The sequence below is a fragment of the Pseudogulbenkiania sp. NH8B genome (assembly GCF_000283535.1).
Classification (GTDB): domain Bacteria; phylum Pseudomonadota; class Gammaproteobacteria; order Burkholderiales; family Chromobacteriaceae; genus Pseudogulbenkiania; species Pseudogulbenkiania ferrooxidans.
Window position 1 is genome coordinate 1,574,725 of record NC_016002.1, and the last position, 11,423, is coordinate 1,586,147.

General features: G+C 64.8%; 10 protein-coding genes. 1 reads left to right on the forward strand and 9 read right to left on the reverse strand.

Annotated elements, in window-relative coordinates; translation table 11 throughout:
• Positions 1–9: 9 nt before the first annotated feature.
• The 7 genes from NH8B_RS07335 to NH8B_RS07365 form a co-directional block, all read right to left on the reverse strand.
• Entirely contained in the window at positions 10–1,650 is a 1,641-nt protein-coding gene (locus NH8B_RS07335) for a methyl-accepting chemotaxis protein (RefSeq protein WP_014086713.1), read from the reverse strand.
• Between the two features lie 39 nt (positions 1,651–1,689).
• Positions 1,690–3,858: a chemotaxis protein CheA gene (locus tag NH8B_RS07340; protein ID WP_014086714.1), complete on the reverse strand. Its 2,169-nt coding sequence runs from the start codon at positions 3,856–3,858 to the stop codon at positions 1,690–1,692.
• A 20-nt stretch (positions 3,859–3,878) separates the two neighbouring features.
• Positions 3,879–4,196: an STAS domain-containing protein gene (locus NH8B_RS07345; RefSeq protein ID WP_008953775.1), complete on the reverse strand. Its 318-nt coding sequence runs from the start codon at positions 4,194–4,196 to the stop codon at positions 3,879–3,881.
• 8 nt (positions 4,197–4,204) lie between these two features.
• Positions 4,205–5,470 carry a methyl-accepting chemotaxis protein gene (locus NH8B_RS07350; protein WP_014086715.1) on the reverse strand — a complete coding sequence of 422 codons (1,266 nt, stop codon included), beginning with the start codon at positions 5,468–5,470 and terminating at the stop codon, positions 4,205–4,207.
• On the reverse strand, positions 5,470–5,835 hold the full coding sequence (locus NH8B_RS07355) for a response regulator (protein ID WP_008953777.1): 366 nt from the start codon (positions 5,833–5,835) through the stop codon (positions 5,470–5,472). The genes NH8B_RS07350 and NH8B_RS07355 overlap by 1 nt, the downstream gene beginning before the upstream one ends.
• A gap of 402 nt (positions 5,836–6,237) precedes the next feature.
• A complete protein-coding gene (locus NH8B_RS07360; RefSeq protein ID WP_014086716.1) occupies positions 6,238–7,551 on the reverse strand; it encodes an MFS transporter in 1,314 nt (437 codons plus the stop codon).
• Between the two features lie 103 nt (positions 7,552–7,654).
• The gene (locus NH8B_RS07365) at positions 7,655–8,824 is read right to left on the reverse strand and encodes a M20 aminoacylase family protein (protein WP_014086717.1); all 1,170 of its coding nucleotides are present in this window, start codon (positions 8,822–8,824) and stop codon (positions 7,655–7,657) included.
• Positions 8,825–8,950: 126 nt separating this feature from the next.
• On the opposite strand from NH8B_RS07365, the gene NH8B_RS07370 reads away from it, so the two are divergent.
• On the forward strand, positions 8,951–9,904 hold the full coding sequence (locus NH8B_RS07370) for a LysR substrate-binding domain-containing protein (protein WP_014086718.1): 954 nt from the start codon (positions 8,951–8,953) through the stop codon (positions 9,902–9,904).
• 45 nt (positions 9,905–9,949) lie between these two features.
• Here NH8B_RS07370 and NH8B_RS07375 read toward each other — a convergent pair whose 3' ends face one another.
• Positions 9,950–10,939, reverse strand: a complete 990-nt coding sequence (locus tag NH8B_RS07375) for a CobW family GTP-binding protein (protein WP_014086719.1) — start codon at positions 10,937–10,939, stop codon at positions 9,950–9,952.
• A 276-nt stretch (positions 10,940–11,215) separates the two neighbouring features.
• Positions 11,216–11,419 carry a YbdD/YjiX family protein gene (locus NH8B_RS07380; protein ID WP_008953782.1) on the reverse strand — a complete coding sequence of 68 codons (204 nt, stop codon included), beginning with the start codon at positions 11,417–11,419 and terminating at the stop codon, positions 11,216–11,218.
• Positions 11,420–11,423: the final 4 nt, after the last annotated feature.

The following is an 11,423-nucleotide window of genomic DNA, read 5'->3' on the forward strand; positions in this document are numbered from 1 at the left end:
GACGGCTCCTCAGAAATGTTCGAATTCCGGTTCGGTGCTCGCCAGGACGGGCGGCTTGCTCGCCGGATGGCTCCGTGCCGGAACGGGGGAATGGACCTGGGCGGCAGCGCCGTGGCGGGCCGGGCTACGTTGGCGGGCCGTGCTCTCGGTGCGGAAGAATGCCATCAGTCCTTGCAGCTGCTCTGCTTGGGCGCCCATTTCCTCGGCCGTGGCGGCCAGTTCCTCGGACGACGACGCACTCTGCTGGGTGGTCTGGTTGAGCTGGCCGACCGCCTGGTTGATCTGGGTCACGCCGGCGCTCTGCTCTTGGCTGGCGGAGGCAATTTCCTGCACCAGGTCGGAGGTCTTGCTGATCGACGGCACCATCGCGTCGAGCAGTTGGCCGGCGTGTTCGGCCAGCTTCACGCTGGAGCCGGCCAGCTCGCCAATTTCCTGAGCCGCCACCTGGCTGCGTTCGGCCAACTTGCGTACCTCGGCGGCAACCACGGCAAAGCCCTTGCCATGCTCGCCGGCACGGGCCGCCTCGATCGCGGCGTTCAGCGCCAGCAAGTTGGTCTGGTAGGCGATGTCGTCAATGATGCCGATCTTCTGTGCGATCGCCCGCATCGCGGTGACGGTTTCCTTGACCGCCGCGCCACCCTGGCCGGCTTCGCTGGCCGCTTTGGCGGCCATGCCATCGGTGACCCTGGCGTTTTCGGTGTTCTGTGCCACGGTGGCGGTGGTCTGCTCGAGGGTGGAGGAAATTTCCTCGACCGAAGCCGCCTGTTCGGCGGCGCCTTGCGACAGCGACTGCGAGGTGGCGCTGACCTGCTCGGCGGCGGCCGAGAGGTTGTCGGCCGCCGAGCGGACCTGACCGATGGTGAGCGACAGCCGCTCGACCATGTTGCGCATCGCCGCCAGGAGGCTGGAGTTGTCGTTGGCGCGCAGCTCGATCTGCTGGGTCAGGTCGCCTTCGGCCACCTTGCGCGCAATGGCGGCGGCATGGTCGGGCTCGCCGCCGAGCTGTCGCATCAGATTGCGGGTGATCCAGAAGCCGACCGCGGCGGCGATGACGATGCCCGCTGCGATGAGCGCCAGCGTCAGGTTGCGTGCCTCGGCGTAAACCGCCTGGGCGTCCTTGGCCGCGCTGTCCATCAATTCGCCCTGGAACTGGACGAACTTCAGCGCATGTTCCTGGTAGGCGCGCAGGGTCGGCCGCAGCTCGTTCTGCAAGAAGGCCCGCGCTTCATCCTGGCGTTCCTCCTCGACCAGGCGGATCAGCGTTTCCTGCCCGGCGATGTATTTGATGCGCAGTTCCTTCAGCTGGGCCAGCATTTCCTTGCCGCGCGGCAAGGCGATCAACGATTCGAGCTTATCGACCGCGGTGTCGATGGCCTTGCGTGATTGCAGCACCCGCTCCTTGTCCCGCTGCCGATCCTCCTTGCTCGTCGACAGCATCATGTTGCGCAGGGCGATGGCAGTCTGGCTGGAGTTGTCGACGATCTGGTTCAACAGCACGGTCTTCGGCCAACGGTCGTTGGCCATGGTGCCGATCGCGTCGTTGAGATGGCCCATGCGCACGATGCCAATGGCTGAGATGGTGATCATGACCAGAATGACGATGCCGAAGCCGAAGCTTAGTTTGGCACCCACTTTCATGTTGGCGAACATAACGAACTCCCTTCTTCCTTCTAGGCTAACGTGGTCGGCTCAGGTGGCCGAAGTGGATGCCGCTTCGCGCGACTCGCGTCGTGTCGCGATGGCGACGAGTGCGGGAACGTCAAGAATCAGTGCCACCTCGCCGCTGCCGAGGATGGTCGAGCCGCCGATGCCGCGCAGGCTCTGGAACAGATGGCCGAGCGGTTTGATCACCGTCTGGAATTCGCCCAGCAGCTGGTCAACGACGATGCCGACCTTCTGCGCGCCGGTACGCACCACGACCACGTTCTCGCGCGCCGGCCGCTTGCCCGGCAGGTTGAACAGCTCGTGCAGACGGATGAACGGCAGTACTTCGCCGCGCAGGTTGAGGTAATGGTTATCGCTGGTTTGCGGCGACAACTCGAGGCATTCGACCACCATGTCGAGCGGCACCACGTAGTTGGCCTGTCCCGTGCCGACCAGGAAGCCGTCGATGATGGCCATGGTCAGCGGCAGGCGGATGGAAAAGCGGGTGCCGGCACCGGGAGCCGAGCGGACATCGACGTGGCCGCGCAGGCTCTGGATATTGCGCTTGACGACGTCCATGCCGACGCCACGGCCGGACAGGTTGGAGACGTGATCGGCGGTGGAGAAACCCGGCTCGAAGATCAGGTTGTCGATTTCCGCTTCGCTCAGGTTGTGGCCCGGCTGGAGCAGGCCGCGCTCGGTCGCCTTCGCCACGATTTTGTCGCGGTTGAGGCCGCCTCCGTCGTCGCTGACGGTAATGACGATGCTGCCCGAATCATGCGAGGCGTTCAGCTCCAGCCGGCCGCGGGGTGGCTTGCCGGCGGCGGCACGGTGCGCGGTGGGTTCGATCCCGTGGTCGATGGCGTTGCGTACCAGATGGATCAGTGGATCGCCGATCTTCTCCACCACGCTCTTGTCGAGTTCGGTTTCTCCTCCGGTAATGACCAGTTCGATGTCCTTGCCAAGCTCTTTGGAGACATCGCGCACGATGCGGTTGAAGCGGCTGAAGGTTTCTCCAATCTGCACCATGCGCAGTTGCAATGCCGAATCGCGTGTGCTTTCGACCAGGCGCATCATCAGCGAGCTCGCCTCCAGAAGCTCGGCGCGACCGGTGCGACTGGCAAGCAGGCTGACGCTGGCGCTGGCAATAACCAGCTCGCCGACCAGGTCGATCAGGCGGTCGAGCTTGTCGGCCTGGATGCGAATCAGCCTCGCCTCGGCGGTTTTCTTGTCGTTGACCTGAGCCTGCCGGATGATGGCCGCCTCGACCAGCTTGGGCTGTACCACCTGCTGTTGCACCAGAATTTCTCCCAGTGGTACGACGTCGGGTGGCGCTGCGCCGGCCATGGGAGGCTGCTGCATAAGCAGCCCGTCATCGAGCTCCGCTTGCGTGAGCGCGCCGATGCGAACCAGGATTTCGCCCAGCCGCATCGTGTCTTCCGGCAGGGACTGCAACAGATCGATATAGTCGGCCAGGCGGCTGTCCGGCGGCAGGATGTGCAGGGTGCAGTCGTCGCGGACGAACTCGAATACCCGCTCGATCGTCGTCTTGTCGGCGCAGGAGGCAAAACGAATCTCGAAGCCGAGATAGCAGGCTTCCGCATCCATCTGATCTGCCGGCGGCATGGCATCGGCCACGGTTTCGAGGTGCACGATGGTGCCCAGCGTGCCGAGGTAGTGCAGGAAGGACAGCGGGTCCATGCCGTTCTTCAGCACATGGCGCTCGAAACGCAAGGAGATGTGCCAGCATTCGCTCTCGATCAGGTCCCGGCCCAGACCTGGCTGGGTGGCGGAGGATGCCTCGGCCGGGGGGAGGCCGGGCGGTGCGGTCTGTGCGTCGCGCTGTAAACGTGCGAGCAAGGCATCGCCGGCCAGTTGCAATTCGGCCGTTGGGTGAACCCGGCCGCTTTCGAACTCGCCCAACAGCAAGCCGATATGATCGCCGCAGGCCAAAAGCAAGGCGATGAGTTCGGCGCTGACCGCGATGTCGCCATTGCGCAGTTGGTCGAGCACGTTTTCGACCACGTGGGTGAAGGCGACGATGTAGTCGCATTCAATGACGCCGGCACCGCCCTTGATCGTGTGCGCGGCGCGAAAGATCGCATGCAGCGTGTCGGCGTCGCCGGAAGCTTCTTCGAGTTGTAGCAGCGCCGCTTCGAGCGCGGCCAACTGTTCGCGACTTTCCGTCACGAACACGGTCAGGAGTTCGTCCATGGGCCTTGTCTGTTCAGGATTCAGCTTTCCCGCGCGGGGATCAGCATCGGGTCGCCGAAGTCGGCGGCCACGTTGAAAAAGTCCACCACCTCACGTACCGCCGGGCTGTGCGCGACGATCAGCAGCGGCTTGTCCTGATGGCGTGCTTCTCGCTTGGCCAGCAGTAACAGCTGGAATCCGGCCGTGTCGATTTCGGCCACGGCGGAAAGATCGAGCTCGAGGCCGTCACCCGCCTGCAGGGCGTCGAGCAGCAGCTGCTTCTGTGCCGTGGCGTTGTAGATGGTCATGTCGTCGAGGAGGGTGAGGCGTTGGTGCTCCGGAGCCGGGCTGGGTGCCATGATAGTCCTCAGAACAATTCAACCTTGGGGCTGGCCGCCACCGTAGGCTGGTGGGTGACGGCGTGATGGGCCTGGCGCTGCTGATCCATCACGTAATCGCTGTAAATGGCCTCCAGATGGAGCGCGAGGGGCTTGTACTGGACACCCGGGTCGCCCGGCTGCTGCAGCCGCCGCACCAGTACGGCAAGATGGTCATCCAGGCGATGCAGGGCTTCCGCCGTATGCTCGATCTGCTGGCGGGTGACGTCCTGGAACTGCACGCTCGCCAGTGCATGCATGAACATCTGCATCAGCTCGGCGCTGCTGCTGCTCACGCTGTCGATGACGTGGGTCTGATGGCGCAGTAGATCCTGGTAGCTGTTGCCAAGTCCGGCGAGCTGATCGGCGAAATGCCCAAGCGTGGCTTGCTCGCGTTCAAGATTGGCCGTCGACAGCTTTTGCTGCAGTTGAGCCTCGACCGTCATCCCCACGTCCATGATGCCCTGGCTGATCGCCACGACCGCTTTTTCGGTTTCGCCCGACAACTTGCGGACCTCGTCGGCCACCACGGCGAAGCCGCGCCCGGCTTCGCCGGCTCGGGCCGCCTCGATCGCCGCATTCAGCGCCAGCAGATTCGTTTGTGCCGCGATGTTCTTGATCAGAAGGGTGAGCGACTGCAACGAGCGTGTCTCGGCGACGACCCGGTGGGTTCGCTCTTGGTCCTGGCGCGCCTCCTGGAGGCGGTGATCGATGTAGTCGCGCATCGCACCGATCAGATGCTGGTTGTCGGCGATGTGCTGCTCGGAGTTCTGAGCCAGCTGGCTGGCGTGTGACGAGCTCGTCGTGACAAAGTCGTTCAGCCTTGTCACGACGCCATCGATGGCCTGCAGCCGGTTGGTAATGTCGTAGGCCGCTTGCTCGGTCTGCTGCACCACGCTGCCCAGATGATTGCGCAGCACGTCGCTATAGGTCGGTACCGCCAGGAGCTCTCCCGCCACCTCGTTGCTGGCCGTGCTCAGCTGTTCGCTCCCCTGTGCCAGTTGTGCCAGCCGGGATGACAACCCGCACTGCTGCTGGCGGAACAGCAGGAAGGGGATCAGCCAGACGCCGAGGCAGGCCGTGCTCACCAGCAGCACCGCCCCGATGGCATTGCCCAAGGGCTGCGACAGGCCGAGTGTCGGCAACAGGACGGTGGTGAACCCGTCGTTGAAGAAATACACGCTCAAGCCGGCCATGACGGTAACGACGCTGAACGAACCCAGGGCATACAAGAGGAAAGGGCGTTGCTGCATCATCAGCGCATCACCAGCTTGATGGTGTTGAGCAGATCGTCTGCCGAGGCTGGCTTGACGATCCAGCCTGAAGCCCCGGCAGCTTTCGCCTCGGCCTTTTTCGATTGCTGTGACTCGGTGGTCAGGAACAGGATCGGCATGAAGCGATAGTTCGGCAGTTTGCGTACGTGTTGAATCAGCTCGATGCCGTTCATGCCGGGCATGTTGAGATCAGTGATCAATAGGTCGGACTTTATGCCGGCTTGAAACTGGCTTAATGCCTCTCCAGCATTCCCGGCTTTCGCGACGGCGTAGCCGGCCTTGGCGAGGATGTTGGAAACGGAGAGCAAAATGGTCGCCGAGTCGTCCACGAGGAAGATGGTTTTCATGAGTCGGGTTTACTCCGGCCAAGCATGAGGGGAGGGCGCAACAGGCGGTCAGCCTAGTCTTCTTTGGTTAGGGGGCGGGGAGGCCGTTTGCAAGGACAAATGAGTAAACCTACGAAGGCAGGCCAAATAAGATTGATCTAAATCAAATTTCTTATTTGTTAATATAATTTTTATTAAAATATTTAAAATTAATTATTGAAAAATATCGCTATATGAAAAAGTAGGATTACGTCATGGTTTGCTGACGAAGGCGGCCGTTGAGGAGGGGCATTGCACCGCGACGAGCGCCGCTGAGCGGCGGGGGCGAGGTACTGGCGGGCTTGGACAGACTGCGGGGGAAAAGAAGCCCGCCGGGCCGGGTGGCGTTGCGGGCAGGAGCTTGCGTTCAGAGCCGGTGCGGGGTTATTCCAGTGGCCGGCCGGCGGTTTCGCGCACCATGGCCCAGCCCAGCAGGGAGACTAGGCCGCAACCGATGACGTAGAGCGCCGGAGCGTTCGGGTTGCCGGTGAGGCGGATCAGGCCGGTGGCGAAGAACTGGGCGAAGCCGCCGAAGATCAACACGCCAAAGCAGTACACCAGGGACATGCCGGTGGCGCGTACGCGGCGCGGGAACAGTTCCGGCAGGATCACCACCGAGGGCACGCTGTTGAAAATCAGAAGCAGCGACAGTCCCGCCACCACCAGGAGCAAGGTGGCAAGGTTGGGGCTGGCGTTGAGCAGCATGAAGGCGGGGTAGATCAGCACCAGCATCGGTATGCGCGTCAGCAGGATGGCGCGTTTGCGGCCGATGCGGTCGCTCAGGATGCCGGCATACGGCGCCAGCAGCATGGAGACGGCGGCGGCGGCGAGCCCGGCCCACATGGCCTGCTTGAGCGGCAGTCCGAGCTGGGTGGCAGCGTAGTTGGTCATGTAGTTGAGGATGATGTAGTTGGCGGCGGTGCCGCCGATCACCAGCAGCACGCCGGCGACGAGTTCGCGGCGGAAGGGGCCGAACACAGCGGCCACGCTGCCCAGCCCTTCCTCGGCGTGGGCGCTGTCGGCGGTTTCGTGCAGGTGACGGCGGATGTACATGCCGATCGGCACCACCAGCATGCCGAGCACGAAGGGCATGCGCCAGCCCCAGCTCTCCAGTGCGTCCGTCGGCAGTAGATAGGTCAGCGCGAGGCCGCACAGCGAGCCCAGCAGCACGCTCAGGGCCTGGCTGAACAACTGCCAGCTGCCGTAGTAGCCACGCGAATGGTCGTCGGCGTATTCCAGCAGCAGCGAGGTGGATGCGCCCAACTCGCCGCCGATGGCAAAGCCCTGGATCAGGCGTCCCAGCACGATCAGCACCGGCGCGGCGAGGCCGATCTGGGCATAGCTCGGCGTGATGACGAACATGGCCGAGCCCAGCGCCATCAGCCACAGCGTCAGCATCATGGCCGGCTTGCGTCCGGCGCGGTCGGCGTAGGCGCCGATGACGATGCCGCCCAGCGGGCGCATGGCGAAGCCGACGCCGAAGGTGGCGAGCGACAGCATGAGTTGGCCGAAAGCGGTATCGACCGGGAAGAACAGCCGGCCGATCAGGGTGGCGAAGAAGGTGTAGACCGTGAAATCGAAAAACTCCAGACCATTGCCCAGGGTGATGGCGGCAATGGAGCGGGCGTTGGCCGAGCGGCTCGCCGGGGCAGCACGGTGAGCGGCCGTCCCGGCCGGCGAGGTGAGGCTGGTTGACATGATGGTTTCTCTCTCTTTGTAGATAGTGATATACGGTCCCGGCCGCCTTGTTGTTTTATTCGGCCGGACCGCCCGACCGGGTGGCGATCCGGTTGGCTATCTCTCAATCCAGGAAACGTTCGGCCAGCTTGACCCAGTAGCTCGCCCCTAGCGGCAGACAGGCGTCGTTGAAGTCGTAGCCGGGGTTGTGCACCATGCAGCCGCCTTCTCCGTCGCCGTTGCCGATGATCAGGTAGCAGCCGGGGCATTGTTGCAGCAGGAAGGCGAAGTCCTCGCTGCCGGTGAGGGGAACCATGCCGTCGATCAGGCCCTCTTCGCCGAGCCAGTCGTGCGCCACCGCGCGGGCGAGGGCGGTTTCGGACGGGCTGTTCACCAGTACCGGGTAGCCGCGCCGGTAGTCGACCTCGGCCTTGGCGCCGAAGCCTTCCGCCTGCGCGTGCGCCAGGGCGGTGATGCGCTGTTCGAGCAGGTCGCGCACCGCCGGGTCGAGCGAGCGCACCGACAGCCGCATCTCGGCGCTGTCCGGGATCACGTTGGCGGCTTCGCCGGCGCGGATGGCGCCGACGGTGACGATGGCCATCTCGAGCGGCGGCACGTTGCGCGCCACCACGCTTTGCAGCGCCATGGTCAGGGAGGCGCAGACCACCACCGGGTCGACCGAGCGGTGCGGCATGGCGCCGTGGCCGCCACAGCCCTGGATGCGGATGGTGACGGTGTCGGACGAGGCCATGAAGGCGCCGGGCAGAAAGCCGAAACGCCCCGCCGGGTAGCCCGGCATGTTGTGCAGGGCGAAGACGGCGTCGCAGGGAAAGCGCTCGAACAGGCCGTCCTCGAGCATCTTGCGTGCCCCGGCCAGGCCTTCTTCGGCGGGCTGGAAGATCAGGTTGAGCGTGCCGTCGAAGCGACGTGTCTCGGCCAGGTAGCGGGCGGCGGCCAGCAGCGTGGCGGTGTGGCCATCGTGACCGCAGGCGTGCATCTTGCCGGGGTGGCGGCTGGCGTAAGGCAGGCCGGTGGATTCCGTGATGGGCAGGGCGTCCATGTCGGCGCGCAGGCCCAGGCGCTTGGTGCCCGCGCCATGCCGCAGTGTGGCGACTATCCCGGTGCCGCCGATGCCGCGATGCACGTCGTAACCCCAGGCACTCAGGCATTCGGCGACGAGATCGCTGGTGGCGAACTCCTCGAAGCCGAGTTCGGGGTGGGCATGGATCTGGCGGCGCAGCGCGATCATCTCATTCTCGATGGCGCGGATGCCGGGCAGGACGGGGTCGGTCATGACATTCTCCTCGGGCTAGGCCCGCCGTGGCGGGGGATGGGCTGAACTGATCTTAGTCAGCGCCTGGCTGTCCCGGGAGTACCAGTTTTGTTATCTTGATAACCTTTGGTTGTCGGGTGGAGCGGGATGAAGCTGCATCAATTGCAAGCGCTGGTGGCCATCGCCGAGAGCGGCAGCATCCGTGCCGCAGCGCGGCGGCTCGGGCTGTCACAGGCGGCGGTAACCAAGGCGGTGCGCGAGCTGGAGGCCGAGCAGCACTTGCCGCTGCTGGTGCGTCACGCCAGCGGGGTATCGTTCACCGAGTACGGCAGCGCCTTGCTCGGGCACGCGCGGCTGGTGGTGGGGCAGTTGCAGCGCGCCGACGCCGAGCTGGCGCGGCTACGGGGCCAGGCGGAAGGGCGGCTCAGCATCGGCGTGACGCCGTTCATCGAACTGACCTTCCTGCCGGAAGTGGTGCGGCGTTTTCGCGAAAAAATGCCCGAGGTGCGCCTCGAGCTGTTCGAGGGGCTGACTGCGGTGGCGCTGCCGCGCCTGCGCAACGGGGAGCTCGATTTCGTGGTGGGGCCGATGATTCCGGCGATGCCGGCGCCGGAGTTCGAGTGCGAGGATCTGCTGCTGTTCAACAGCGTGGTGATCGCGCGCCAGGGCCATGCGCTGGGCGGGAGCCGCTCGCTGCATGAACTCCTGGACGCGGATTGGGTGGTGAATTACGCCCCCAGCGCCTACGACGCCTTCATGCACAACCTGTTCTGGCAGCACGGCGTGGCGATCGACGAGCGGCGCCTGGTGCGGGCTCACTCGCTGACCCTGTTGCTGTCGCTGATCCGCCACGCCGACATGCTGAGTTACTGCCCGGAGCCGCTGATCGTGGCCGAGCCCCTGCGCGACTGGGTGCAGGTGCTGAGGTTGGCCGAAGGCTTCGAGACCGGGCGGCTCGGCGTGATCAGCCGACGCGACACCACGCGCAGCACCGCGGCGCAGTGCTTCGTCGATTGCCTGCTGCAGGAAATCCGCCGGCGCAGCCGCTCGGCGCGGGCGGAAGACCGCCAGCTGTGCGACCTGCTGCAATTGCTGGTGTGAGCCGGAAGGAAGGCCGCCGGCAGGCGACCTTGGGCGGGGAGGGCGTTAAGCCAGGCAGGCGGCGAACTCGGCGCGGATGGCGTCGGCCGGGAGTTGCTGTCCGATCAGTACGATGTCGCAGCGGGGCGTTTCGTCGTCCTGCCATTCCCGGCCGTAGTCGAAGCCGGTGATGCGGTGCACGCCCTGGAACACCAGGCGGCGCGGTTCGCCGGCGATGGCGAGCACGCCCTTGTAGCGCAGCAGCTGTTCGGCATGCTGCTCGACCAGCCGGTTCATGAAGGCGCTGATGCGTGCGAGATCGAGCGGGCCGTCGTGGGCGAGATGGAGCGCGGCGATGTCGTCGGCGAACGAGCGCGTAGCAGCCGGGCGGAAGCTCAGGTTGCGCTCGCCTGTTGCCGGGCGCAGCAGGTTTTCGTCGAGGTGGAAGCCGCGTACGCCGAACGCCAGCGCCGGCGCGATGCGGCCCTGGACCAGCCGATGCTGCCCGGCCTGGCTGTTGATGGCGGCAAGACGCGCGCCGAGGTGCTCGAGGCTGGCTTCGTCGACGAGGTCGGTCTTGGAGATCAAGAGGCGGTCGGCAAAGCCGGCTTGTTTGCGCGCCACCAGATGCCCGTCCAGTTGCTGCTCGCCGTGCACGGCGTCGACCACGGCGAGCACGCCGTCGAGGGCGTAGGCTTCGGCCAACGTGTCGTCGCTGAAGAAGGTCTGGGCGATCGGCGTCGGGTCGGCGAGCCCGGTGGTTTCGATCACCAGCCGGGTGAAGGCAAGCTCGCCGTCACGGCGGCGCTGGTAGAGCGAATGCAGATGGCGCGACAGGTCGCCGCGGATGGTGCAGCACAGGCAGCCGTTGGTCATTTCCACCAGTTCGTCGCGCTCGCGGATCAACAGTTCGCTGTCGATGCTGACCGGGCCGAACTCGTTCTCGATCACAACGATGCGCTCGCCGGCTTCGGCCAGCAGGTGGTTGAGCAGGGTGGTCTTGCCCGCGCCGAGAAAGCCGGTGAGCAGGGTGACGGGGATGGGGGTATGGGTCATGGGCATTTCCATGAGAAGGGCGTATCACACCCTGTGAGGATCAGAACCTGTTGTAGTAGGCGAGCGAGCCAAAGCAGGTTGGGCGCTGCCAGCGCACAGGAACCGGAATGGACATATGGTCCATGAGGATTCCTGATCGCTGAGCCGATCACTGCGTGCAAATCCATCGCTGAGCCAATCGAAGATTGGCACGCAGGGATTTGCCCAGCGATAGATCGGCACGCAGTACTGCCGGCGCTCAAGATGCAAAGGCGCAGCCGCCTAATGCGACAGGTTTCAGCAGCAGCGTCCCACCTTGCCACTCCCCCCGCCGTAGCGGGCGTCCTGGCGCTCCCGGAAAAACTCCTCGTACGTCATCGGCGTCTGGTCCGGGTGGGTGGTACGCATGTGCTCCACGTAGGTGTCGTAGTCGGGCAGGCCCACCATCAGGTTGGCGGCCTGCCCGAGATACTTACCCAGTTTGCCAAGCTGGTCGAACATGGTC